The 24,044-nt window shown below is 69.7% G+C and carries 26 protein-coding genes, 1 tRNA gene and 1 riboswitch; of the genes, 7 read left to right on the top strand and 20 right to left on the bottom strand.

Annotated elements, in window-relative coordinates; all coding sequences use genetic code 11:
• Nucleotide 1: 1 nt before the first annotated feature.
• The 3 genes from thiS to thiD are packed head-to-tail and all read right to left on the bottom strand — an operon-like array spanning nt 2 to nt 1,970.
• The gene (thiS, locus tag C9E82_RS02130; RefSeq protein WP_119897709.1) at nt 2–196 is read right to left on the bottom strand and encodes a sulfur carrier protein ThiS; all 195 of its coding nucleotides are present in this window, start codon (nt 194–196) and stop codon (nt 2–4) included.
• Nucleotides 193–1,170: an FAD-dependent oxidoreductase gene (locus tag C9E82_RS02135; RefSeq protein ID WP_119897710.1), complete on the bottom strand. Its 978-nt coding sequence runs from the start codon at nt 1,168–1,170 to the stop codon at nt 193–195. Before C9E82_RS02135 ends, thiS begins: the two co-directional genes overlap by 4 nt.
• Nucleotides 1,167–1,970 (bottom strand): bifunctional hydroxymethylpyrimidine kinase/phosphomethylpyrimidine kinase, encoded by an 804-nt coding sequence (thiD, locus tag C9E82_RS02140; protein WP_119897711.1) that lies wholly within the window; start codon nt 1,968–1,970, stop codon nt 1,167–1,169. The genes C9E82_RS02135 and thiD overlap by 4 nt, the downstream gene beginning before the upstream one ends.
• A 64-nt stretch (nt 1,971–2,034) precedes the next feature.
• Nucleotides 2,035–2,140, bottom strand: a riboswitch (TPP riboswitch).
• Between the two features lie 163 nt (nt 2,141–2,303).
• Between thiD and C9E82_RS02145 the strand changes: the two genes are divergently transcribed.
• Both C9E82_RS02145 and C9E82_RS24340 read left to right on the top strand, forming a co-directional pair.
• Entirely contained in the window at nt 2,304–2,600 is a 297-nt protein-coding gene (locus C9E82_RS02145; RefSeq protein ID WP_119896487.1) for a PRC-barrel domain-containing protein, read from the top strand.
• A gap of 105 nt (nt 2,601–2,705) precedes the next feature.
• Complete coding sequence (locus C9E82_RS24340; protein ID WP_170161969.1) at nt 2,706–2,861, top strand: hypothetical protein; 156 nt, start codon at nt 2,706–2,708, stop codon at nt 2,859–2,861.
• 149 nt (nt 2,862–3,010) lie between these two features.
• Here C9E82_RS24340 and C9E82_RS02150 read toward each other — a convergent pair whose 3' ends face one another.
• From C9E82_RS02150 to gltX, 6 genes are all read right to left on the bottom strand, one after another.
• Entirely contained in the window at nt 3,011–3,247 is a 237-nt protein-coding gene (locus C9E82_RS02150; protein WP_119896488.1) for a hypothetical protein, read from the bottom strand.
• A gap of 69 nt (nt 3,248–3,316) precedes the next feature.
• The gene (locus C9E82_RS02155; protein ID WP_205962115.1) at nt 3,317–3,475 is read right to left on the bottom strand and encodes a DUF2474 domain-containing protein; all 159 of its coding nucleotides are present in this window, start codon (nt 3,473–3,475) and stop codon (nt 3,317–3,319) included.
• On the bottom strand, nt 3,475–4,485 hold the full coding sequence (gene cydB, locus C9E82_RS02160; RefSeq protein ID WP_119896489.1) for a cytochrome d ubiquinol oxidase subunit II: 1,011 nt from the start codon (nt 4,483–4,485) through the stop codon (nt 3,475–3,477). Before cydB ends, C9E82_RS02155 begins: the two co-directional genes overlap by 1 nt.
• 3 nt (nt 4,486–4,488) lie before the next feature.
• Nucleotides 4,489–5,895, bottom strand: coding sequence for a cytochrome ubiquinol oxidase subunit I (locus C9E82_RS02165; RefSeq protein WP_119896490.1), 1,407 nt, complete (start codon nt 5,893–5,895; stop codon nt 4,489–4,491).
• A 346-nt stretch (nt 5,896–6,241) separates the two neighbouring features.
• Nucleotides 6,242–6,318, bottom strand: a tRNA-Met gene (locus C9E82_RS02170).
• Nucleotides 6,319–6,613: 295 nt separating this feature from the next.
• Nucleotides 6,614–7,939 (bottom strand): glutamate--tRNA ligase, encoded by a 1,326-nt coding sequence (gene gltX / locus C9E82_RS02175; RefSeq protein WP_119896491.1) that lies wholly within the window; start codon nt 7,937–7,939, stop codon nt 6,614–6,616.
• A gap of 80 nt (nt 7,940–8,019) precedes the next feature.
• On the opposite strand from gltX, the gene C9E82_RS02180 reads away from it, so the two are divergent.
• Together C9E82_RS02180 and C9E82_RS02185 are read left to right on the top strand one after the other, a co-directional pair.
• Nucleotides 8,020–8,427 carry a metallopeptidase family protein gene (locus C9E82_RS02180; RefSeq protein ID WP_119896492.1) on the top strand — a complete coding sequence of 136 codons (408 nt, stop codon included), beginning with the start codon at nt 8,020–8,022 and terminating at the stop codon, nt 8,425–8,427.
• Nucleotides 8,424–9,374, top strand: coding sequence for a 1-phosphofructokinase family hexose kinase (locus C9E82_RS02185; protein WP_119896493.1), 951 nt, complete (start codon nt 8,424–8,426; stop codon nt 9,372–9,374). Before C9E82_RS02180 ends, C9E82_RS02185 begins: the two co-directional genes overlap by 4 nt.
• Nucleotides 9,375–9,466: 92 nt before the next feature.
• Here C9E82_RS02185 and C9E82_RS02190 read toward each other — a convergent pair whose 3' ends face one another.
• Nucleotides 9,467–9,790, bottom strand: a complete 324-nt coding sequence (locus C9E82_RS02190) for a DUF6280 family protein (protein ID WP_090617855.1) — start codon at nt 9,788–9,790, stop codon at nt 9,467–9,469.
• Between the two features lie 359 nt (nt 9,791–10,149).
• Between C9E82_RS02190 and efp the strand changes: the two genes are divergently transcribed.
• Complete coding sequence (gene efp, locus C9E82_RS02195) at nt 10,150–10,713, top strand: elongation factor P (protein WP_119896494.1); 564 nt, start codon at nt 10,150–10,152, stop codon at nt 10,711–10,713.
• A 60-nt stretch (nt 10,714–10,773) separates the two neighbouring features.
• Here efp and dinB read toward each other — a convergent pair whose 3' ends face one another.
• The 3 genes from dinB to C9E82_RS02210 are packed head-to-tail and all read right to left on the bottom strand — an operon-like array spanning nt 10,774 to nt 14,403.
• The gene (dinB, locus tag C9E82_RS02200) at nt 10,774–11,919 is read right to left on the bottom strand and encodes a DNA polymerase IV (protein ID WP_119896495.1); all 1,146 of its coding nucleotides are present in this window, start codon (nt 11,917–11,919) and stop codon (nt 10,774–10,776) included.
• Nucleotides 11,920–11,932: 13 nt separating this feature from the next.
• The gene (gene ygfZ, locus C9E82_RS02205; protein WP_119896496.1) at nt 11,933–12,652 is read right to left on the bottom strand and encodes a CAF17-like 4Fe-4S cluster assembly/insertion protein YgfZ; all 720 of its coding nucleotides are present in this window, start codon (nt 12,650–12,652) and stop codon (nt 11,933–11,935) included.
• On the bottom strand, nt 12,649–14,403 hold the full coding sequence (locus C9E82_RS02210; protein WP_119896546.1) for an ABC transporter ATP-binding protein: 1,755 nt from the start codon (nt 14,401–14,403) through the stop codon (nt 12,649–12,651). The genes ygfZ and C9E82_RS02210 overlap by 4 nt, the downstream gene beginning before the upstream one ends.
• Nucleotides 14,404–14,736: 333 nt before the next feature.
• Here C9E82_RS02210 and C9E82_RS02215 point away from each other — a divergent pair, with 333 nt between their 5' ends.
• Nucleotides 14,737–15,909: a pyridoxal-phosphate-dependent aminotransferase family protein gene (locus tag C9E82_RS02215; protein ID WP_119896497.1), complete on the top strand. Its 1,173-nt coding sequence runs from the start codon at nt 14,737–14,739 to the stop codon at nt 15,907–15,909.
• Here the strand turns inward: C9E82_RS02215 and rsmD are convergent.
• Together rsmD and C9E82_RS02225 are read right to left on the bottom strand one after the other, a co-directional pair.
• Complete coding sequence (gene rsmD, locus C9E82_RS02220; protein ID WP_119896498.1) at nt 15,906–16,472, bottom strand: 16S rRNA (guanine(966)-N(2))-methyltransferase RsmD; 567 nt, start codon at nt 16,470–16,472, stop codon at nt 15,906–15,908. The two genes, C9E82_RS02215 and rsmD, sit on opposite strands and share 4 nt — an antisense overlap.
• Nucleotides 16,473–16,569: 97 nt before the next feature.
• Entirely contained in the window at nt 16,570–17,772 is a 1,203-nt protein-coding gene (locus C9E82_RS02225; RefSeq protein ID WP_119896499.1) for an NAD(P)/FAD-dependent oxidoreductase, read from the bottom strand.
• A gap of 100 nt (nt 17,773–17,872) precedes the next feature.
• On the opposite strand from C9E82_RS02225, the gene C9E82_RS02230 reads away from it, so the two are divergent.
• Nucleotides 17,873–18,358, top strand: a complete 486-nt coding sequence (locus C9E82_RS02230; RefSeq protein ID WP_119896500.1) for a peroxiredoxin — start codon at nt 17,873–17,875, stop codon at nt 18,356–18,358.
• Between the two features lie 85 nt (nt 18,359–18,443).
• Here C9E82_RS02230 and pgi read toward each other — a convergent pair whose 3' ends face one another.
• From pgi to C9E82_RS02255, 5 genes are all read right to left on the bottom strand, one after another.
• Nucleotides 18,444–20,054: a glucose-6-phosphate isomerase gene (gene pgi, locus C9E82_RS02235; RefSeq protein WP_119896501.1), complete on the bottom strand. Its 1,611-nt coding sequence runs from the start codon at nt 20,052–20,054 to the stop codon at nt 18,444–18,446.
• Nucleotides 20,055–20,087: 33 nt separating this feature from the next.
• On the bottom strand, nt 20,088–20,759 hold the full coding sequence (gene pgl, locus C9E82_RS02240; protein ID WP_119896502.1) for a 6-phosphogluconolactonase: 672 nt from the start codon (nt 20,757–20,759) through the stop codon (nt 20,088–20,090).
• A 2-nt stretch (nt 20,760–20,761) separates the two neighbouring features.
• Complete coding sequence (gene zwf, locus C9E82_RS02245) at nt 20,762–22,213, bottom strand: glucose-6-phosphate dehydrogenase (RefSeq protein ID WP_119896503.1); 1,452 nt, start codon at nt 22,211–22,213, stop codon at nt 20,762–20,764.
• Between the two features lie 75 nt (nt 22,214–22,288).
• On the bottom strand, nt 22,289–22,825 hold the full coding sequence (locus C9E82_RS02250; protein WP_119896504.1) for an RSP_2648 family PIN domain-containing protein: 537 nt from the start codon (nt 22,823–22,825) through the stop codon (nt 22,289–22,291).
• Nucleotides 22,822–24,018: an RSP_2647 family RNA methyltransferase gene (locus tag C9E82_RS02255; protein WP_119896505.1), complete on the bottom strand. Its 1,197-nt coding sequence runs from the start codon at nt 24,016–24,018 to the stop codon at nt 22,822–22,824. The genes C9E82_RS02250 and C9E82_RS02255 overlap by 4 nt, the downstream gene beginning before the upstream one ends.
• Between the last annotated feature and the right edge of the window lie 26 nt (nt 24,019–24,044).

Consider the following 24,044-nt stretch of genomic DNA (forward strand, 5'->3'; position numbering starts at 1 on the left):
CCTAACCCCCCTGCATGGGCGCGACGACCTCGATCCGGTCGCCGTCATGGATCGGGGTGGCGGCGCGCAACCCGGCGGGCACGAAATCGCCGTTGCGGGCGGTGGCGAGCTTGCCATTGAGGCCCTGTTCGGCAAGCAGGTCGGCAAGGGTCGCGGCCTCGGTTTGCCGCGCCTCGCCGTTGAGGGTGATGTTCATCGGGATACCTCGTCCATGAATTCGGGGGTGATGCCGGTTTCCAGATGATCCGCCGCCATCGCGGCCACGGCGGGCGACAGCAGGAAACCGTGGCGATAGAGGCCGTTGGCGAAGATCGTGGCGCCGCGCCGCCGCAGCCTGGGAAGGTTGTCGGGGAAGGCCGGGCGGGCATCGGCGCCGGTCTCCAGCACCTCGGCCTCGCCGAAGGCCGGGTGCAGCGCATAGGCGGCGGACAGCAGTTCCAGCAGCGAGCGGGCGGTGACGATGCCGCGCCGGTCGCTTTCGATCATCGTCGCGCCCAGCATGAACACGCCATCGCCGCGCGGCACGATATAGAGCGGGATGCGCGGATGCAGCAGCCTGACGGGGCGCGAGAGCGTCACGTCGGGGCAACGCAGCACCAGCATCTCGCCGCGCACGCCGCGCAGGTCGGCAAGCCGGTCGCGGGCGGCGAGGCCGCGGGCGTCGATCAGGGTTTCCGGCGCGGCTTCGGGGGGCGTGCGGTGGAAAGCCACACCCTGCGCCACCAGCCGGTCGCGCAAGGCCGACAGCGCGGCGCGGGGGTCCAGATGCGCCTCGGCCTCGTAGAACAGCCCCGCGGCGAAGCGCCCCGCCAGATCCAGCTCCAGCGCGGCGATCTGATCGCCGTCCACCGTCCGGTGCCCGGTCGAGCGGCGGGCGAAGCGGGCCAGCTCGCCCCGGTCGCGGTTCAGGGTCAGGACCAGCGTGCCGTTGCGCTGGACGCCGCCCGCATGACGGTCCCACCAGTCGATGGCTGCCAGGCCGTGGCGCTCGACCGGTTCCTCGGCGGATTCGCGTTCGCAATGCGGGGCCAGCATCCCGCCCGCCCACCATGAACAGCCATGTGGGCCGGGCGCGGGTTCGGGATCGACCAGTTCGACCGGATGCCCGCGCGCAGCCAGTTCCGAGGCGATCACCAGACCCATGACGCCCGCGCCGAGGATGCGGATCATACCCCTGCCCCCCACAGCGCGTGGAAGTGATGCACCGGCCCGTGGCCCGAACCGACGCGCAGCCGGTCGGCGGCGGCGATGGCGCCCTGCAGATAGGAATGCGCGCGGGTCACGGCCTGCGGGACCTCCATGCCCTGCGCCAGCCCCGCCGCGATGGCCGCCGACAGCGTGCAGCCGGTGCCATGGGTGTTGCGGGTCTCGATGCGCGGCGCGACCAAGGCATGGCGCTGCGGGCCGACCAGCAGGTCGGTGCAGATGGCGCCGCTGTCATGGCCGCCCTTCATCAGCACCCATTCCGGTCCCAGCGCCAGCAGCGCGGCACCCTGGGCCTCTCGCGCCTCCAGATCGGCGGCGGGGGACGCGCCCAGGATCTCGGCCGCTTCCGGCAGGTTCGGGGTCAGCACCGTGGCCAGCGGCAGCAGTTCCGCGCGCAGCGCCGCGATGGCCTCGGCGGCCAGCAGCCGGTCGCCGGATTTCGCCACCATCACCGGGTCCAGCACCACCGGCAGGCCGCACCCGCGCAGCCCCTCGGCCACCGCGCGGATCACCTGCGGATCGCCCAGCATCCCGATCTTGACCGCGCCGACCGCAAGATCGTCGAAGACCGCCGCGATCTGCGCCCCCACGATGGCCGGCGACAGCGCCTGAACCGCCGTCACCGCGCGGGTGTTCTGCGCGGTGACCGCGGTCAGCACGCTGGCCCCATAGGCGCCAAGCGCGGAAAACGCCTTCAGGTCGGCCTGGATCCCGGCGCCCCCGCCGCTGTCGGACCCCGCGATGGTCAATGCGATTGCTGTCACGTCGCCCCCATATCGACCGACGGATGGTGCGGGGGGCCTGGGGCACGGCAGAAGGCTGCCATGCACCGTCGAGCTACCCGTTCCCTCCGCCGGTATTAACCGGATCAGGTTCGATGGGTCGGCATGCCGCCTCTCAGCCCCGGTCTTGCGGGGCACCCCAACGAGTAAGTGCCAGCAAGCTAATGCGCCAAGGCGCGATCGGCAAGGGGGCATGTCGGCGGGGAATGTCGGCCAGGCCCCGCCGGGCCTTCGGCAAGCTGCCCTTTGTTAACGGAACGGCGGCCCGCCCCCGCGCGTTCCCCCAGCCCCACCAAGTCAACAGGAGGAATTGGCATGGACCACACCAGGCACACCCGACTGACCGAGGCGGAACTGACCGACGCGGTGCTGACCGGGGCCACGATCTTCGGCCCGGACAACGAGAATGTGGGCTATGTCTCGCATGTCCATGGCCGCGGCGCCGATGCGCAGGTTGTCATCGATGTCGGCGGCTTTCTGGGCATCGGCTCGAAGCCGGTCCTTGTCCCGGCGCGGGAACTGGACTTCATGCGCGACGAAAGCAACGCGGTTCACGCCGTCGCCCGCTGGACCAAGGACGAGATGAAGGCCCTGCCCGAGCATGTGGACTGACCTGCCCGCCCGCGGCCGGTTCCGCTGCGGGCGCGCGATCCCTCATTTGCGTCGCGGGCGGCGCTGTGCTTTCATCGCCGCGTCAGCAACCGGGGAGACTGACAGATGCCCGAACCATCAGAGATACGGATCGATGTGACGGACGCCCACAAGGCGATTTTCATCGCCATAACCAGGGCCTGCGACGAGCAGGGACTGGACAAGGCCCTGGCCAGGCAGATCGCCACGCGGGCCCTGGACCTTCTCGACACGCCGAAATGACCGGCAGGAAATACCCCCGCCCGATGCGTTCGGGCGGGTCGAACCGGCTGGCGGGCTGCTGGCGGGAATCGATGGGCTGGGCGCAACTGAGTGCCTGGCGGGGCGAAAGGCGGTGCCGGATGACCGCCTGACGCGATTTCATGCAAACATCAGGCAGACTGGGCTTCGATGCGCGCGGCGTTTTCCTTGATCGCGTTCAGGGCCGCAAGCTCGGTCCAGGCCTGCCCCGAGGCCTGCGGTTCCGTCCAGACGGTCCACAGCCACGGTTCGATGCCGGGTTTCTGGGGTTCATGACGGATGCGACCGACAGGGACCCCGTCACGGCAGATCGTCCAGTCATTCGCCTCGGACCTGCCGTCGACAATCGTTTTGATACGTGTCCACATGGGGGCGATTTACAGCGACGACCGCACCAGAGTCCAGCGAAACCGTCATGACGTCGCGGCGCCCCGCGATCACGGACTGAGCCCCGCCAGCCCCATGATCCAGCGCACGCCCAGGGCGACGGCCCCCAGCGCGCCGACGCCGAGCGCCCAGATCAGCACCAGCCATCCCAGCCGCTTCCAGATGGATTTCGGCGCCTGCGAGCGGCGCCCCATGCGCACGGGCTTCATCAGTGATAGCCCTCGCCCGCCCGCACCTTGCCCCGGAAGACGTGATAGGACCACGCGGTATAGGTCAGGATCACCGGGATGATCAGCAATGCGCCGACCAGCGCGAAGCCCATGCTCTGCGGCGGGGCGGCGGCCTCGCGGATCGAGATGTCGGGCGGGATGATGTTCGGCCAGATGCTGATGCCCAGGCCCGAATAGCCCAGGAACAGCAGGAACAGCACCAACAGGAAGGGCGTGGCCCCCGGATCGCCGCCCCGCAGCGCGCGGATCAGCAGAAGCGCGGTCAGCCCGACCAGCAGCGGCACCGGCGCGAAGAAGAACAGGTTCGGCAGGCTGAACCAGCGTTCCGCCACCGCCGGATGGGCCAGCGGCGTCCACAGGCTGACCATGGCGATCACCGCCAGCAGCGCCAGCAGCGCCGGGCGGGCCAGCGCGACCATGCGGTCATGCAGCGCGCCCTCGGTCTTGATGATCAGCCATGTCGCGCCCAGAAGCGCATAGGCGACCATCAGCCCCAGCCCGGTAAAGACGCTGAACGGCGTCAGCCAGTCCATCGGCCCGCCGAGGAAGCGCGGCCCCTCGGTCTGGAACCCGTTCAGGAACGCCCCCAGCGAGGCGCCCTGGAAGAAGGTCGCCACGGCCGAGCCCAGCATGAAGGCCTTGTCCCAGAAGGGCTTGTGATGCTCGTCGGCCTTGAAGCGGAACTCGAAGGCCACGCCGCGCCAGATCAGGCCCAGCAGCATCAGCGCCAGCGGGATATACAGCGCGGACAGCACCACCGCATAGGCCAGCGGAAAGGCCGCCATCAGCCCGGCGCCGCCAAGGACCAGCCAGGTCTCGTTGCCGTCCCAGGCCGGGGCGACGGTATTGACCATCACGTCGCGATCCTCGCGCCGCGGCACGAAGGGGAACAGGATGCCAATGCCCAGGTCGAACCCGTCCATGATGACATACATCATCAGCCCGAAGGCGATGATGACGGCCCAGATGATCGGCAGGTCGATGCCCATGTCTCAGCCCTCCTTCGGGTCGGGCGCGGCCGAGAGCGGCCGGGCCGGGCGCCGCGCGGGATCGTCGCCCGCGGTCGCGGGCTCGTCCTCGCCCGCCTCGGGTCCCTTGCCGACCAGTTTCAGCATGTAGCTCGTGCCGATGCCGAAGACGATCAGATAGGCGACGACGAAGGTGACCAGCGTGACGCTCATGGTCAGGGCAGAGTGATCCGACACCGCCTCGCTGGTGCGCATCACGCCGTGGATGATCCAGGGCTGGCGGCCGATCTCGGTCGTGTACCAGCCGGCCAGGATCGCGATCAGCCCGCTTGGCCCCATCAGCGCGGCGAAGCGCAAGAACCAGCGCCCCTCGTAGAGCCGGCCGCGCCAGCGCCGCCAGGCCGCCCACAGGCCAAGCGTCACCATCAGCATCCCCAGCCCGACCATGGTGCGGAAGGTCCAGAACACAACCACGACCGGCGGGCGGTCCTCGGGCGCGAATTCCTTCAGCCCCGGATAATGGCCGTCCCAGCTGTGGGTCAGGATCAGGCTGGAGAGGTTCGGGATCTCGACCTTCCAGCGGGTCACCTCGGCCTGCTGGTCGGGCCAGCCGACGAGGATCAGCGGCACGCCCTGGCCCGGCGTGTTTTCCCAATGCCCCTCCATCGCGGCCACCTTGGCGGGCTGGTGTTCCAGCGTGTTCAGCCCGTGCTGGTCGCCGATCAGCACCTGCAGGGGCGCGACGGCCAGAAGCATCCACATCGCCATCGACAGCATCCGCCGCACCATGGGATTGTCGTTGCCGCGCAGCAGGTGCCAGGCCCCCGAGGCGCCGACGAACAGCGCCGTTGCCAGGTAGGCCGCCGTCAGCATATGCGCCAGCCGATAGGGGAAGGACGGATTGAAGATCACCGCCAGCCAGTCGACCGGCACGACCACGCCCTCGACGATCTCGAAGCCCTGCGGCGTGTGCATCCAGCTGTTCGAGGCCAGGATCCAGGTGGCCGAGATCACCGTGCCGATGGCCACCATCACGGTCGAGAAGAAATGCAGCCCCGGCCCGACCCGGTGCCAGCCGAACAGCATGACGCCCAGGAAACCGGCCTCCAGGAAGAAGGCCGTCAGCACCTCGTAGGCCAGCAGGGGCCCGGTGATCGAGCCCGCGAAGGCCGAGAAATAGCTCCAGTTCGTGCCGAACTGATAGGCCATGACCAGCCCCGAGACGACCCCCATGGCGAAGTTCACCGCGAAGATCCTGGACCAGAAATGGTAAAGATCGCGATAGACCGCGTCCTTCTTCCACAGCCACATGCCTTCCAGCACCGCCAGATAGCTGGCCAGCCCGATGGTGATCGCCGGATAGATGATGTGGAACGAGATGGTGAAGCCGAACTGGATCCGGGCCAGCTCAAGCGCGGTCAGGCCGAACATCTGCGGTCTCCTCGGGGCGCGGTCGGCTGCGGGCGGGACATTCGGTCGAAGGCTAGCACGGATCCGGGCCGAAGATCGACCGCCAGCGGGAAAATATCGCGGGCGGCCGCGACGGCCCGGCGGATCCGGGTCGGGGATGCCGCAGGATCATGCGCATCGCCGATGGCCAGGCCGCGCAGTCACCCGCACGGCCCGAGGCGGTATCACCACGCCCGCAGTTTCGGTCCTGTCCGCCACACCGTCGCCGGCAACACTTTGCGGAGGCTGGCGCGGGCCAGGGAAGAGAGCCGCAGGCAGCGCGCGCCATCACCCAGTGACCTGAACCGGAAGGATTTTTTGGATGAAATGGTAGCGGAGGAGGGATTTGAACCCCCGACACAAGGATTATGATTCCTCTGCTCTAACCAGCTGAGCTACTCCGCCACGGGTGAGGGGCGATGTAAGCGAGGCGGCCGGGGGCGTCAAGCGCTTTTCTGCGCTTTTTGCGTCGATCGCGGCAGCCTCGCCGGATGGGGGCGGCATCCCTTCTCCACCCGCGGCCGGGCAGGCGTTTCGGACAGCAGTTTCAAGCCGTTCCCCGGTCGGGGCCTGGTTTCAGGCGCCTGGCAGCGCGCAGCCGGGCAGCCCGCCGTGCGGGGTCCGCGATCCTTGATCCGCGCGCCCGGATCCGGCGCCGGAGAAAGCCCCGCGCGCCCGTGGAATGCCTGTCGCGCGCCGTTCAGCCGCGGGCGCGCACGACCTGCAGAAGCGGCATCACCTCGGACATGTCGGGCCCGTGGGCCTGGCCGGTCAGCGCCTTGCGCAGCGGCATGAACAGGCCCTTGCCCTTGCGGCCGGTCTGCGCCTTGACCTCGGCGGTCCATTCGCCCCAGGTCGCGTCCGTATAGGGCGGCGGCGGCAGCAGGCGCAGCGCCTCGGCGACGAAAGCGGCATCCTCGGGGTCGATCTGCGGCTCGGCGCCGTCATGGAAGATGCGCCACCAATCGGCCAGGTCCTCCAGCCGGGTGATGTTCTGCGAGGCCACGCGCCAGAAACGCTCGGCCAGGTCGGCGGGCACGCCAAGCGCGGCGATGCGGTCGCGCACCGCCTCGAAGGGCAGCGACTGGTTCAATTCGCGGGTCAGCGGCCACAGGTCCTCGGCATCGAATTTCGTGGGCGAGGCGCCGAAATGCGACAGGTCGAACCCCGCGGCCAGCTCGTCCAGGCTGGTCTTCAGCGCGACCGGCTGGCTGGAGCCGAGATGCGCCATCATCGACAGCAGCGCCTCGGGCGCGACGCCCGCCTCACGCAGGTCGCGGATCGACAGCGCGCCAAGACGCTTGGACAGTTCCTCGCCCTTCGCGCCGGTCAGCAGGCTGTGATGGGCGAAGGCCGGCGGCGTGCCGCCAAGCGCGCGGATGATCTGGATCTGCGTCGCGGTATTGGTGACATGATCGGCCCCCCGCACGATATCGGTCACGCCCATGTCGGTATCGTCGACGGAGGACGCGAAGGTATACAGCACCTGCCCGTCGGCGCGGATCAGCACCGGGTCCGACACGCTGGCCGCGTCGATGGAAATATCGCCCAGGATGCCGTCGGTCCATTCGATGCGCTCGTGATCCAGCCGGAAGCGCCAATAGCCCTCGCGCCCCTCAGCCCGCAGCTTCTGCTTCTCGGCCTCGGACAGGTTCAGGCCGGTGCGGTCATAGACCGGCGGGCGGCCCATGTTCAGCTGCTTCTTGCGCTTCAGGTCCAGTTCGGTCGGGGTCTCGAAGACCTCATACAGCCGGCCCGCGCCGCGCAGCCCGTCGGCGGCCTCGGCATAGCGGTCCAGGCGCAGCGACTGGCGCTCGACCCGGTCCCAATGCAGGCCCAGCCAGTCCAGGTCGCGCTTGATGCCGTCGGCATATTCCTCCTTCGAGCGCTCGCGGTCGGTATCGTCCAGGCGCAGGATGAAACTGCCGCCCGCCTTGCGCGCGATCAGATAGTTGAACAGCGCGGTGCGCAGGTTGCCGACATGGATGTGGCCGGTGGGCGACGGTGCGAAGCGGGTGATGGTCATGGGACGTCTCCTGTTGAGGCTGCTCTTTCACAGACGGCGGATTTTGTCCATATGAGGGGCGGATGACGCAGGAGGCGCGGATGAGTGACTGGAACGGCCTGACGGCCCCCGATGCGGCCGAGATGGAGGCGATGGCGCGCGCCGCGCTGCAGGCGCTGCCGCCCGAATTCGCCGGTCATGCCGCCGACGTGGCGATCCGCGTGGCCGAATTCGCCCCCGAGGAGGTGCTGGACGAATTGCAGATCGACGACCCGTTCGAGCTGACCGGCCTCTATGACGGCATCCCCGTGACCGAGAAATCGGTGCTGGACCAGCCGGGCGGCCCCGATATCGTCTGGCTCTATCGCCGGCCGCTGCTGGACGAATGGGCCTCGCGCGGGGACGTGACGCTGGGGGAGCTGGTCGGCCATGTCGTCACCCACGAGCTGGCGCATCACTTCGGCTGGTCGGACGACGACATCGCCACCATCGACCGGTGGTGGGAATGAGCCAGGACCCGATCCTGACCGTCACGCTGAACCCGGCGCTGGACCTGTCGACCTCGGCCGACGAGGTGCGCCCGGACCTGAAGCTGCGCTGCGACAAGCCGGTGGTCGATCCGGGCGGCGGCGGCATCAATGTCAGCCGGGCGATCAAGGTCATGGGCGGGCAGTCCACCGCCATGGTCGCGCTTGGCGGCGCCACCGGGCAGCGCATCGCGGAACTGCTGAAGGCCGACGGGCTGTCGCTGGTCCGGCTGACCGCGCCGGGCGAGACGCGGCAGTCGCTGGCGGTGAACGACCGCGCGACCGGCGGGCAATACCGTTTCGTGCTGCCGGGGCCGGAATGGCACCGCGCCCATGTCGCCGACATGACCTCGGCCATCGCCGAGGGCGCGCGGGCGGGCGGCTGGGTGGTCGTGTCGGGATCGAACCCGCCGGGCGTGCCGGACGGGTTCGAGCAGATGCTGACCGTGCGGCTGAAGGACAGCGCCGCGAAGCTGGTCGTCGACACCTCGGGCGAGGCGCTGCGGGTGCTGGCGGGGTCATCGACCCCGGTCGACGTGCTGCGCATGGACAGCCACGAGGCCGAGGGGCTGGCCGGCCGCCCCCTGCCGCTGCGCAGCGACAGCGCGGGCTTCGCGGCGGGGCTGGTGCGCGACGGCGCGGCGCGTTCGGTGATCGTGGCGCGGGGCGCGGACGGGTCGGTCATCGCCGGGCCGGACGGCGCCTGGCACGCCGAGGCGACGCCGGTGCAGGTGGTCAGCGCGGTCGGCGCGGGCGACAGTTTCGTGGCGGGCTTCGTGCTGGCCTCGGCCCGCGGCTGGCGCGTGGAGGAAGCCCTGGCGCTTGGCGCGGCGGCGGCCTCGGCGGCGGTGATGACCCCCGCGACCGAGCTGTGCCATGCCGATGACGTGGAACGCTTCTATGCCGGCCGCGTCGTCAGCCGGCTTTGAGAAGCCCCCCGCACAGCATAGCGCGGCGCGGAAACGCAAAGGCCGCCCCGGAAGGGCGGCCTGCGGGGCCTGGTTGGTCAAGTGACGTGCGGTCAGGCCGCTTCGGCCTCGGCCTCGGCGGCCATGCGGCGCTCGCTCTCCTCGCGCGACAGCGCGACCGAGGTGCGCACGCCCTTCGAGACGAATTCCATCAGCCCCTTCACCACGCGTTCGTTCGGGTCGATCCCGGCGCAGCTCAGCACCTCGCGCCCGTCGCGCGACCGCGCCCAACGCGCGATCTGCTCGGGGCCGTTGCCATATTTCTTGTCATCGGCAATGGCGTCGTCCAATGCCGCCAGCACCACGGCCGCGAAAAGCTTGCGGGCACGCTGGCCTTGTTCAAAATTGAATGCAGAGCCGTCAACAAAATCGCGCATATCGTTCGTCCTGGTTCAGTTCCCGCAGGCAGACACGGGAAAAGCGGGAAGACTTGACGCCAACCCTTCGTTATTCATTCCGTTTCTTCGACGGTGCCGCCTGCAATAGCCGTGACGGCGCCGATTCGGTATTCCCTGTCTCGCATGGCTGTCATGCATTACCTGCATGTCATGCAAAAATCAGGTGAAATCTGCCATACCCACGTCACTTCGGCAAAGCTCCGCCCCCGGGTCCTGCCTTGACAACGCCGCAATTCCGTATTGGTTGCCAGACATCGCAGGCCCCGATATAGGGGCGCGGCAGCGCCGTTCAACCGTTCGGACGGCGACATTCCCATATCATTTCCAAGGTCCGTCCCATGCCCAAGATCAACGGCAACGAAATCCGCCCCGGCAATGTGCTGGAGCATGACGGAGGCCTCTGGGCCGCCGTGAAGGTCAGCCACGTCAAGCCCGGCAAGGGCGGCGCCTTCGCCCAGGTCGAGCTGAAGAACCTCCGCGACGGCCGCAAGCTGAACGAGCGTTTCCGCAGCGAAGACAAGGTGGAACGCGTGCGCCTGGACCAGAAGGACCAGCAATTCCTGTATGAAACCGACGGCAAGCTGGTCTTCATGGACAGCGAGACCTTCGAGCAGACCGAGCTTGACGCCGAGCTGCTGGGCGACCGCCGCCCCTTCCTGCAGGACGGCATGACCGCCACCATCGAATATTACGGCGAGGAAGCCCTGTCGGTCGCCCTGCCCCAGAAAGTGACCTGCACCGTCGCCGAGACCGAGCCGGTGGTGAAGGGCCAGACCGCCGCCAACAGCTACAAGCCGGCGATCCTCGACAATGGCGTGCGCATCATGATCCCGCCCTTCGTCGGCGAGGGCGAGGCCATCGTGGTCAATACCGAACTGTTCGAATACAGCGAACGCGCCTGATCCGGCATCTGCCCCGATCACATTGATTTGAAACGCCCCGGCCCCGCGCCGGGGCGTCTTTCACCTGTGGCGCGGGCTCGGGTCCAGCCCGTCGTCCCCGAACAGCTCCAGCTGGCCGTCGGGCGGCGCCTCGTCATGGTCGAAGCCGGACAGGGTGATCCCCAGCAGGCGCACGCCGCGCGGGTCGGGCAGGACGGTATCGGCCAGCTCGCAGGCCAGCGCCAGCATCTCGGCTTCGCAATCCACCATGCGCGGCAGCGTCCGGGCGCGGGTGATCTGCTGGAAATCGGAGAACTTCACCTTCAGCGTCACCGTCCGGCCGCGCAATTCGTGCCGCGCGACATGGCGCCAGACCTTCTCGGCCAGCGGGGCCAGCGCCTCATGCGCCTGACCCAGGGTCATCAGGTCGGTGAAATAGGTGTTCTCGGCCCCGACCGACTTGCGGATCCGGTCCGGCCGCACCTGCCGGTGGTCGATCCCGCGCGAGATGTTCCAGTAATACCGCCCCGACTTGCCGAAGCGGCGGGTCAGGAACTCCAGCTCCTGCGCGCGCAGGTCGGCGCCGGTATGGATGCCCATCGCGTTCATCTTGCGCGCCGTGGCCGGGCCGATGCCGTGGAACTTGCCGACCGGCAGGCTCAGCACGAAATCCGGGCCGCGCTCGGGGGTGATGACGCACAGCCCGTCGGGCTTGTTCTGGTCCGAGGCCAGCTTGGCCAGGAACTTGTTGTAGCTGACCCCGGCGCTGGCGGTCAGCTGCGTCGCCTCGCGGATGCGGGCGCGGATCTCCTTCGCGACCTGGGTGGCGGTCTGGCCGGGCCACAGGTGGTCGGTCACGTCCAGATAGGCCTCGTCCAGCGACAGCGGCTCGACCAGCGGAGTATAGTCGGCGAAGATGTCGCGGATCTGGGCACTGACCGCGCGATAGACATCGAAGCGGTGGCGCACGAAGATCAGGTCCGGGCACAGCCGCCGTGCCGTGACCGAGGGCATGGCCGAGCGCACCCCGAAGGCCCGCGCCTCGTAGCTGGCCGCCGCGACCACGCCGCGCAGCGAGGCCCCGCCCACCGCCACCGGCTTGCCGCGCAGCTGGGGATCGTCGCGCTGCTCGACCGAGGCATAGAAGGCATCCATGTCGATATGGATGATCCTGCGCGGCGCCGACCCGTCGGCCGCGTCCGGGGGCGTATCCGCCCCGCCGGTCATTCGGCCCGGCTTGTCATTCGGCGGAAAGGCGGGCCTCGCCGGCCTCCATCCCCTCGCCCAGCCGGTCGAAGCGGACATGGGCGATGGCACGGCCGCCCGACCGGGTGAACAGCGTGCCGACCTCGCGCCCCTCGCGCAGGATCTTCGTGCCGACCGGCGCCGCGCCCTCGATGCGCAGCGTCGTCAGCCCCTTGCGCAGTTCGGTCTTGTGCTTCATCCGCGCGGTGACCTCCTGCCCGACATAGCAGCCCTTGCGGAAATCGACGCCATGCAGGCGCTCGAACCCGGCTTCCAGGATGAAGGTCTCGTTGGGGATCAGCTCGACCAGCGTTTCCGGGATGCAATGGGCCACGCGGATCGCGTCCCAGTCGCTGCCGTCATCGCCGCCCTTGCCATAGAGCCGCCAGCCGAGCGCCTCGTGCCGCGGATCGGCGATGGCGCCCTCGGGGGCCGGGCTGGTGCCGCGGGCGACGGCCATCTCGACGGGTTCCAGCGCCACCTTCGAGCGCAGCCTGTACATGCCCAGCCGCCGCATCAGGTCCCCGGCCAGATCCGCATGGACATCCAGCAGCAGCGCGTCGCCCCGCGGAATGATCAGGAAATCGGCCAGGTATTTCCCCTGCGGCGTCAGCAGCGCCGCCCAGCAGGGGGCGCGGCGGACGTCATTCGTCACCAACCCCTGCAGGAATTCCAGGCGATCCTCGCCGGTGACGCGGATGATCTGGCGGCTCATGTGTCCTCTCCGAATTGCAGCGCGACCAGGCGGGCATAGGCGCCGCCCTTCGCCATCAACTGGTCATGGCTGCCCTCTTCGACAACCCTGCCCGCCTCGATCACCACGATCTTGTCGGCATTGCGGATCGTGGACAGGCGATGCGCGATCACCAGCGTCGTGCGGCCCCGCGACAGCCGGTCCAGCGCATCCTGCACCAGCCGCTCGCTGGCGGTGTCCAGCGCGCTGGTGGCCTCGTCCAAGAGCAACACCGGCGCGTCGCGCAGGATCGCGCGGGCGATGGCCACGCGCTGGCGCTGCCCGCCCGACAGGCTGGAGCCGCGCGGCCCCACCGGCTGGTCCAGCCCCAGGGGCTGGATGCTGGCGAATTCGGTGACATGGGCGGCGTCCAGCGCCCGCGCCAGGGCGTCCGGCCCGGCATCGGGCCGCCCCATCAGCACGTTCTCGCGCAGGGATTCGTCGAACAGCGCCGCCTCCTGCGCCACGGTGGAAAACTGGTCGCGCAGCACGCCCAGGTCATAGTCCGAAACCGGCACGCCGCCCAGCAGGACCTGCCCGCGATCGGGATCGACCATTCGCGTCAGCAGGTTGAAGACGGTCGACTTGCCCGCCCCCGAAGGCCCGACCAGCGCGGTGGTCCGCCCGGCCTCGGCCGCGAAGGACAGGCCGTGCAGCACCGTATGGCCTTCATAGGACAGCCAGACATCCTCCAGCCGGATCGAGGTCTCCTCGGGCGGCGCCTTGCGCGGCCCCGAGCGGATCGTGGGCCGCGTATCCAGCACCTGGTAGATCCGCTCCAGGCTGGCGGCGGCGGTCTGCCAGCTGCCGGCCAGCGTGCCCAGCCGGCGCATCGGCTGGAAGGCCAGCGCCAGCGCGCTGAAGAAGGCCATGAAATCGCCGACGCTGCGCTCGCCCTCCATCACCTGCGCGCCGCCAAGCGCCAGGACCGAGACGAAGCCGATGCCGGTGACGATATCGGTCAGCGCCGGGATCACCACGCTGGTCGCGGCCACCTTCACCTCGGCCTGGCGGATGCGGTCGACGATCTCGCCGAAGCGGCGGTTCTGGACATCCTCGGCGCGGTTCAGCCGGATCGAGGCGATGCCATGCAGCACCTCGTCCAGCCGGGTGGCGCGCGCGCTGGCATTGACCCGGCTCTGGGCGACCTTGCGGCGGATGTAGCGCTGGACCAGCGCGGCAGGCGCGATCAGGATCGGCGCGCCGATCAGCGCGGCCACGGTCCAGACCGGGTCGATGGTGACGGCGACCGCGAACAGCATGAACAGGGCGATGATGTCGCGGGTCGCGCCGGTGATCAGCGTGGCCCAGACCCCCTGCACCGCGATCGTGTCGCCCTGCACCCGCTCGATCAGCGCGCCGGGCGGGTTGTCGCGGAAGAAGCGGCCGTCCAGCAGCATGATATGGGCCAGAAGGTCGCGCTGCATCAGGGTCGAGATCCCCAGCGAGATCCGCGTCAACAGCGACCGCCCCGCCACCAGCGTCAGCGCCCGGAGCAGGAAGATGCAGAAGATGGCGCCGCCGACCCACCAGATCGCGCCCTCCTCGCGCCCGACGAAGACCCGGTCGAAAAGCGGCTTCAGCATCCACGAGATCAGCGCCAGGGTAGAGCCTTCCAGCGTCATCAGCAGGAAGGCCACCACCATGCTGCCGCGATGCCGGCGCAGGTAATCCGTCCAGAAGCGGCGGAACAGGGACGGGGTTTCGACGGTCTGGGGCACGGCTTCCTGCATCTGTGATCGATCGGGCAGCGCGTCGGGCCGGGCCGGGCAAGGTCCGCGCGTCCGCCACAGCATTAACCCGTCCGGCCGACCCGGGGCAAGCCGCTGGCCGGAAAGGGGAAGAAAGGGGGCTCGCCGCCCCCTCTTGGCCTGCGGCCAATTCACCCCGCAGGTATTTCGAAAGGAGCGCGAGGGCCCATGCCCTCGATCGGCCCGCCCCTCGCGCTCCTTCCAAATACCTCGGGGGGAGCCGCGCAGCGGCGGGGGGCAGCGCCCCCCTGCCCAGGTTGACGCCGGGCGGGCGGCGGACTACCGATCGGCGATTGCACCCGCGAAAGTCCCGCCATGAGCCTTGCTTCCGGCCGCCCTATTCTCTCGATCCCCGGTCCCTCGCCCCTGCCCGACCGCGTGCTGCGCGCCGCCCATCGCGCCTCGCCCGACATCTACGGCGACGAGCTGGCCGAGCTGAACCTGTCGGTCATGGCGCAGCTGAAGCGGCTGGCGGGCACGCGCGCCCATCTGGCGCCCTATATCGGCAACGGCCATGTCGGCTGGGAGGCCTCGGCCGCCAACCTGTTCGATGCGGGCGAGCGGGTGCTGGCGCTGACCTCGGGCCATTTCGGCCGCAGCTGGGCGGCGCAGCTGGCCGAGATGGGGATCGCGGTCGAGCTGCTGGATTTCGGCCTGGCGCCGCCCGATCCGGCCCGGCTGGCCGAGCGGCTGGCGGCGGACAAGGCGCAGGATATCCGCGCCGTGCTGGTCTGCCAGATCGACACCGCCAGTTCGGCCAGCGCCGATATCGCGGCGATCCGGGCGGCGATGGGCGATCATCCGGCGCTCTTGGTGGTGGATGCCATCGCCTCGCTCGGCTCGGCGCCGATGAAGATGGACGAATGGGGCGTGGACGTGCTGATCTCGGCCAGCCAGAAGGGGCTGATGTGCCTGCCGGGGACCTGTTTCCTGTGGTTTTCCGACCGGGCGGCGGCGCGCGGCCGGACCAGCCTGACCACGCCGGTCTGGGACTGGCATCTGCGCGCCAATGCCGAGGCGCTGTGGCGGTTCTGGGGCGGCACGCCGCCGGTCCAGCAGATCCACGCCCTTGACGAGGCGCTGCGCATGATCCTCGACGAGGAGGGCTTGGAGGCCGTCTGGGCGCGCCATCATGCGCTGGCCGAGACGGTCTGGGCCGCGGTCGACGCCTGGGGGCGCGGCAATCCGGCGATCCGGCTGGCGGTCGCCGATCCGGCGCGGCGGGCGGCCTCGGTCACGGCGATCCACCTGCCGGGCGCCGAGGAGCTGCGGGCCTGGACCGCGGCGAAGGCGGGCGTCACGCTCGGCATCGGCCTGGGGGCCGAGGATCCGCCGAACGCCTTGCGCGTGGCCCATATGGGCCATTGCAACGCGGCGATGGTCATGGGCGTCCTGGGTGCGATGGAGGCGGGCATGTGCGCGCTGAAGGTGCCGCATGGCACCGGCGGGCTGGAGGCGGCCGCCGCGGTGATCGCGGCGCGGGCCTAGGCGTCCGGCATCCGCGCCAGCGTCACGATGCTGTCGCCATAGCGGCGCTGGTCGATCTGGACCAGCGGCGCGGGAACGACGGGCGGGCGCGATTCCTCCCACACGATCATGGCGCCGGGCGCGATCCAGCCGCCGGCCAGCGCCGAGGCGATCGCGGCTTCGCCGCGGCCCTGCCCATAGGGCGGATCGAGGAAGACCAGCGTGAAACCCGCGCCGCGGTTCTGGCCCAGCCGGGTGGCGTCGCGGCGCCAGAGATCGGTTGCGCCCATGGCGCGGGCGCGCTCGACATTGGCGCGGATCAGCGCGCGGGCGCGAGTGCCCTCATCGACGAAGGCCACCCGCGCGGCGCCGCGCGACAGCGCCTCGAGCCCCAGCGCGCCGGTGCCCGCGAAGAGGTCCAGCACCCGCGCGCCGGGGACCGGGTTGCCGTGGCTGCCATTAACCAGCAGGTTGAAGATCGATTCGCGCACCCGGTCGGTGGTCGGGCGCAGATGCGCGGCCAGGTCGCCCTCGCCCAGCTCGGCCAGCTTCAACCCGCGCAGGCTGCCGCCGACGATCCTCATGGGCGGGAACCCGGTTGCGTCCCGCGATGACGGGGGGCCGTCTGCCCCCCGGCCCCTGCGGGGCTCCCCCCGAGGGTATTTGCGCAACGAAGAAGCATCATGCGAGCAGCGCCTTGAGATCGGGGGCGGAGGGGATGAGGTCGGGATCGGGAGAGCGGCCGGCCTCGATCAGGCGCTTGCCGATCATGTAGGCGCGGGCGTCGTTCAGCGCGTCCACGGCGATCAGCCGGGCGTCGCGGAAATACCAGACCGAGCCGCCATGCTGGCCGTCGCCGGGGCGGGTGACGATGCGGTCATGGCCGCTGTTCAGCCCGGCGATCTGCAGCTTGGCGTCGAACTGGTCGGACCAGAACCACGGCCGGGCGGCATAGGGGCGGTTCGCCCCCAGCATGTTGTCGGCCACGCATTCGGCCATGTCGATGGCGCCGCCGACGCTTTCCAGGCGGAGGCGCCCGCCCGGCTGGGGAAAGCTTGCGCAATCGCCCGCCGCCCAGATCGCCGGGTCGGAGGTCCGGCCGAAGGCGTCGGTGGCGATGCCGTCCTGCAGCGTCAGGCCCGCGGTCGCGGCCAGCGTGGTCTCGGGCAGGACGCCGATCCCCATCACCACCAGGTCGGCCGGCAGCTGGCGGCCGTCGGCCAGCGCGACGCCCTCGGCGCGGGTCGTGCCGGCGATGCGTTGGATCGGGGCGCCTTCGAGAATCTCGACCCCATGCGCCAGGTGCAGCGCGCGGATCATCTCCGCCGTTTCCGCCGCGGCCACCCGGCCCAGGATGCGCGGCGCGGCCTCGACCAGCGTGACCTCGAGCCCCAGCTTGCGGGCCACGGCGGCGGCCTCCAGCCCGATATAGCCGCCGCCGATCACCACCAGCCGCCGGCCGGGCCGCATCTGGGCGGCCAGCGCATCGACATCGGCCAAGCCGCGGATCACATGGGTGCCCGGCAGATCGCCCCCCAGGGCGGCCGGCAGGCGGCGCGGCGCGGCGCCGAGCGTCAGCGCCAGCGCGTCATAGGGCAGCTGCCCCGCGCTGGTCGTCACCCGTTTCGCGGCCCGGTCGATCGCCGTCGCGGTTTCGCCCAGGCGCAGCTCGATCCGTTGCTCGGCCCACCATTCGGGCGCACGCAGCAGCAGGCGGTCCAGCCCCATCTGGCCCAGCAGATAGGCCTTGGACAGCGGCGGGCGCTGGTAGGGCGCGACCGGCTCGGCCCCGATCACGGTCAGCGGGCCGTCATGCCCCTTCGCGCGCAGCCGCGCCGCCATCGAGGCCGCCGCCTGCCCCGCCCCAAGGATCACGATGCGCATTCCCGTCTCCGTCGCTCTGGCCAGCGGCCCTATCACACTGGCCCATCACCGGGCGGCACCCTATAGTCGCCGCGAATCCGTTGCAATTCAGGAGGACGCCATGACCATCACCGTCGGAGACAAGCTGCCAGCGGGCCAAGCCCTGCGCGTGGGCGAGAACGGCCCCGAAGCGGTCGACCTGGCCGGGCTGGCCAGCGGCCGGGTGGCGATTTTCGGCCTGCCGGGCGCCTTCACCGGCACCTGCACCAATGCGCATATGCCCAGCTTCATCCGCAGCGCCGACGCCTTCCGGGCCAAGGGCGTCGACCGGATCGTCTGCCTGACCGTGAACGATCCCTTCGTGACCGATGCCTGGGCCAGGGCGACCGGCGCCGACAAGGCCGGGATCGAGGTCCTGGCCGATGCCGATGGCAGCGTCACCCAGGCGCTTGGCCTGTCCTTCGACGCGCCGCCCGCCGGGCTTTACGGCCGCTGCAAGCGCTTTGCCGCGCTGCTGAAGGATGGCCGCTTCGAGGTGGTCGACATCGAGGATTCCCCCGGCACCTGCAGCGTCAGCGCCGGCGAAGCCCTGCTGGAAAAGGCCTGACAAGGCCCCCTCGCACTCCTTGAAAATACCTTCGGGGGGAGTTCCCGGAACGGGAACCGGGGGGCAGACAGCCCCCCCGCCTCGCCTAGCCGCGCATCGACCGGAAGAGGCGCGCCAGATGCAGGGTCGAGGCATCGTGCCCCGCCGCATCCTCGCCCTTCAGCAGCGGCTCGACCTTCAGCGCCAGCTCCTTGCCCAGCTCGACCCCCCACTGGTCGAAGCTGTTGATCCGCAGGATCACCCCCTCGACGAAGACCCGATGCTCATAAAGCGCCACGACCTGCCCCAGCGTGTAGGGCGTCAGCTGCCGCATCAGCAGCGTGGTCGAGGGCCGGTTGCCCGGAAAGACCCGGTGCCGCGCCTGGCGTTCCAGCTCGGGCCCCTCCAGTCCCCTGGCCGCCATCAGCGCCCGCGCCTCCTCGAGCGAGCGGCCGCGCATCAGCGCCTCGGATTGCGCCAGGCAGTTCGCGGCCAGAAGGATGTGGTGATGCGCCAGCGCCTCCTCGTGCCCGCGCGCGGCAAGGATGAATTCGCAGGGCACGACCGAGGTGCCCTGATGGATCAGCTGATAGAAGGCGTGCTGGCCGTTGGTGCCCGGCTCGCCCCAGACCACGGGTCCCGAGGGCACGGCCAGTTCGCTGCCGTCCATCGCCACGCGCTTGCCGTTCGATTCCATTTCCAGCTGCTGCAGATAGGCGGGCAGCCGCAGCAGGCGGTTGTCATAGGGCAGCACGGCGCGGGTCGGATATCCGCAGACCTGGTGATGCCAGATGCCGACCAGCGCCAGCAGGACGGGCAGGTTGGCCTCCAGCGGCGCCGCGCGGAAATGCGCGTCCATCGCCGCGCCGCCCGCCAGGAATTCGTCGAAACGCTCGGGGCCGATGGCCAGCATCAGCGACAGCCCGATCGGGCCCCAGACGGAATAGCGCCCGCCGACCCAGTCCTCGAAGCCGAAGACCCGCGAGAGGTCGATGCCGAAATCCGCCGTCTTCTCCGTGGCCGAGGACAGCGCCGCGAATTGCGCCGCCGGCTGGGCGACCGACCCGGCCATCCAGTCCCGCGCGGTCTGCGCATTGGTCATGGTCTCGATGGTGGTGAAGGTCTTCGACGCCACGATCACCAGCGTCGTCGCCGGATCCAGCCCCTTCAGCGTATCCGCGATATCGGCGCCGTCCACGTTGGAAACGAAATGCACCCGCGGCCCGTCATGAAAGGGCGCCAGGGCCAGCACCGCCATGTAGGGTCCCAGGTCCGAGCCGCCGATGCCGATATTCACCACATCGGTGATGCGCCCGCCCTGCCCCGAAAACGCGCCCGAGCGCAGGTCGCGCGCAAAACCCGCCATCCGGTCATGGGTCGCGCGCAGCTCGGGCATCACGTCCTGCCCGTCCAGCACCACGCTGCCCGACAGATTGCGCAGCGCCGTGTGCAGCACCGCCCGGCCCTCGGTCTCGTTGATCCGCGCGCCGGCGAACATCGCCTCGCGCCGCGCCTCCAGGTCGGCGCCGCGCGCCAGCTCCAGCAGCAGGTCGCGCGCGCCGGCGTCGATCAGCGTCTTCGACCAGTCGAAGACCAACCCGTCGGCCTGGGTCGCGAAGTTTTCCGCCCGGTCGGGGTCGGCCTCGAACAGGTCGGTGATTCGGGTATCGCCCTGCGCCGCGCGGTAATCGGCCAGGCGGTTCCAGATCGTCGTCATGCGGATGTCCCTCTTTCTTTCGGACCAGAGGGCCTATTCGGCCCAATGGACGGTGGCCGCGTCCAGAAACGCCCGGATCGGCGCCTCGGTCGGGTCCAGCTTCTGCGCCCGTTCCAGCGCCTCGCGCTTTTCCGGGCCCATGATCAGCAGATGGAGATGCATCGCCTTCGACAGGACCGGCCGGGTCAGCGTCAGGCGCGGCTCCTCGGCGCCGGGCGCGCGGATCGCCATCAGCGGCGGCGCGTCCGAGGCCAGCGCCTCGGCCAGCCGGTCGGCGCCGGGAAACAGGCTGGCGGTGTGCATGTCGTTGCCCATGCCCAGCAGCGCCACGGTGATCGGCAGATGCTCGGCGATGCGCTGCGACAGCACGTCCGCCGCGTCCTCGGGCCGCTCATGGCCGGTATAGAGGTCGATATGGCTGGCCGCCGCCGCCCGGTCGCGCAGCAGGTGCCGCCGCAGAAGCCGCCCGTTCGAGCGCTTGTGCTCGCCATCCACCCAGCGTTCGTCGCCCAGAAAGATCGTCACCCGCTCCCAGTCGATATCGGCGCCGCTCAGCGTCTCGAAGACCGGGATCGGGGTCGAGCCGCCGGGAACACACAGCGAGGCGGCCGGATTGGTGCGCAGATGCTGGCCCAGCTGGCCGGCGATCCGGTCGGCCAGCGACAGGGCCAGCATTTCCCGGTCGGGATATTCCTTGAATTCCATGCTCATGCGCGAATCTCCCTCCATCGGCGGTTGTCGCGATGCATCAGGCGCAGCGCCTCTTCGGGCCCCGAGGAGCCCGCGTCATAGGGTTCGGGCCGCTGCTTGCCTTCCTCCCATGCGGCGATGATCGGATCGGTCCAGGCCCATGCCGCCTCGACCTCGTCACCGCGCATGAACAGCGTCTGGTTGCCGCGGATCACGTCCATGATCAGCCGTTCATAGGCGTCGGGCATGTCGGCGCCCTCGGGGCCAAGCGCGTCGGCGAAGGACATGTCCAGCGGCACCTGCACCAGCCGCATCCCGCCCGGACCCGGCTCCTTGATCATCACCTTCAGGTTCATACCTTCGTTCGGCTGCAGGCGAATGACAAGCTCGTTCGCCTTGGGCTCGCCGCTGTCGTCGAAGATCGAATGCGGCGGCTCCTTGAAGGTGATGGCGATCTCGCTGGTGCGGGCGCGCAGCTTCTTGCCGGTGCGCAGGTAGAAGGGCGTGCCCTGCCAGCGCCAGTTCGAGATGCGGACCTTCATCGCGACATAGCTTTCGGTGCGCGAATCGGGGTTCTCGGCATCGGCCAGATAGCCCGCGCCCTCGCCGTCGGCCTGGTACTGGCCGCGCACGATGTCGACGGGCGCGACCGGCTCCAGCGCGCGGATCACCTTCAGCTTCTCGTCGCGCACCGCATCGGGGTCGAAGTGATAGGGCGGCTCCATCGCGATCAGGCACAGAAGCTGCATCATGTGGTTCTGCACCATGTCGCGGATCGCGCCGGACTTGTCGTAATAGCTGCCGCGCCCGGCGACGCCCACGGTTTCGGCCACGGTGATCTGCACATGGTCGATGAACTGCGCGTTCCACAGCGGCTCGAACAGGATATTGGCGAAGCGCACCGCCATCAGGTTCTGGACGGTCTCCTTGCCCAGGTAATGGTCGATCCGGTAGATCTGATGCTCGTCGAAATGCCGCGCCAGCGTGGCGTTCAGCGCCCGCGCCGTCGCCAGGTCGCGGCCGAAGGGCTTTTCGACCACGATGCGGCTGTCGGCATCGGCGATGCCGTGCCCCGCCAGCCTTTCGGCAATGTCGCCGAACAGCGCCGGCGCGACCGAGAAATAGAAGGCATGGACCACGCCGCCGCGCATCTTCTGCTTCAGCGCCGGCCAGCCGTCCTCGCCCTTCGCGTCGATGGCCACATAGCTGAGGTGGCGCAGGAATTCCGTCAGTTGCGGATCGCCCTTGGGCACGCTGCCGAATTCCCGGATCGCCGCCGCCGCCGCGTCGCGAAAGCCCGCGTCATCCTGCTCGGTCCGGGCAGCGCCGATGATCTGGGCGCCTTCGGGGATCTGACCCGCAACATAGCGCCGGAAAAGCCCCGGCAGGATCTTGCGCTGCGCCAGATCGCCGGTTGCACCAAAGATCACGAGATCGAATTCATCGACCGGGATCACACGCGAGACCATGCCGTCCTCCTTGTCGTCCGCGTCCCGAATAACGCTTGTTAGCGATAACAACAAGTCCTTCACCTTTCGGGTCCCCTATCCTTTCAGAGCCTTGGCCAGCCGCGGCAACCTTGCCCGTTTCAGCATCATCGCCAGCGCCATGTCGCCGCCCATCCGCGCCGCCTTGTCGCGCGCGGCCTGGGCTGCACGCTGGACCACCTGCTGGCCGTCCGCCAGCAGCTCCAGCAGGAAGGCGTCGGGATGGATCGCCCGCAGCCCCAGCGAGGCCATCGCCCCGCGCGGAAAATCGCGCAGATTCGCGGTCACGATCAGGGCAGCCTTTCCGGCAAGCGCGGCCTCGACCACATGGGCATCGGCCGGGTCGGGCAGATCGATCGCCAGGACCGTGCCCTGCGGCGCGACGCAGGCGGCCGGAAAGCGGTCCTGCAGCAGCGCGATCTCGGCCCCCGCAACGGAGCCCGCCTCGGGTCCCAGCCGGGCAGCGGCGTGGCGCCATTCGTCAAGGATGCGCTGCGACCACAGCGGCTGATAGAGCCCCGCCGCCGCGACATCGGCCAGGATCTCGCGCAGGATGGTCGGGAACAGGACATTGGCGTCCAGAACCGCCCTCATCCGTCCAGCCGGAAGAACAGCGCCTTCAGATATCCGGTCTCGGCCAGCTGCGGCAGCGTCGGATGGTCCGGCCCGGCCTGCCCGCTATGGATCAGCACGCCGCGCCGCCCGCCCCGGCCGATGCCGCGCGCGCTGGCATTGCGGAAGGCGGTCAGGTCGGCGGCATGGGAACAGCTGCACAGGCCCAGATAGCCCCCCGGCGCCACCAGCGGCGCGGCCAGCTTCGCCACCCGCTCATAGGCGCGCAGCCCCGCCTCCAGCGCCTGTTTCGAGGGCGCGAAGGCCGGCGGATCGCAGATCACCAGATCGAAACGGCGATCCCCGGTGGCCAGCTCCTCCAGCGCCTCGAACGCGTCCGAGCGCATCACCGCCAGCCGCGCGCCCGCGCCCATCGCCCGCGCGCCCCCGGCGGCCAGTTCCAGCGCGGCGGCGCTGCCATCGACGCAGGTGGCATGATCCGCCCCCGCCGCCAGCGCGGCCAGGCCGAAGCCGCCGACATGGCTGAACACGTCCAGCACCCGCGCACCCATCGCCAGGCGCTGCGCGAAGGCGTGGTTGGGGCGCTGGTCATAAAACAGCCCGGTCTTCTGCCCGCCCAACAGGTCGGCCAGGTAGATGGCGCCGTTCATCGCGACCTCTACCGGCGCCTCGGGCGCGATGCCCCGCAGCACCTCCATCCGCTCGTCCAGCCCCTCCAGCCCGCGCGCGCGGCCCTGGCCGTTCAGGATCACCGTCCCGACCCCCGCGACCTCGGCCAGCGCATCGGCGATCCGGTCGGCCATCGCATCCGCCCAGGCCGCATTGGGCTGGATCACCGCGGCATCGCCGAAACGGTCGATGACCAGGCCGGGCAAGCCGTCGGCCTCGGCATGGGCCAGCCGGTAGAAGGGCTGGTCGTAAAGCCGCTGCCGCATCGCCAGCGCCCGGCCGATCCGCGCCCGCAGCCAGGCGTCGTCGATCCGCGCCCCCGCATCGGGGTCCATCACCCGCGCCACGATCTTCGAGCCGGGATTGACCGTCACCAGCCCCAGCGGCCGGCGCTCGGCATCCTCCAGCACCGCGAAGCCGCCGGCCGGTATGTTGCGCGTCCTGCGGTCCAGCACCGCCTCGTCGGCGAAGACCCAGGGAAAACCATGTCGGATCGCCTGCGGCTTCGATTTCGGGCGCAGGCGGATGACGGGCAGTTCGCTCATGTCAGCATTCCTTTCCCCGCCGATCT

Origin of the sequence: Paracoccus sigandri (genome assembly GCF_003709565.1) — a bacterium.
GTDB lineage: Bacteria > Pseudomonadota > Alphaproteobacteria > Rhodobacterales > Rhodobacteraceae > Paracoccus > Paracoccus siganidrum.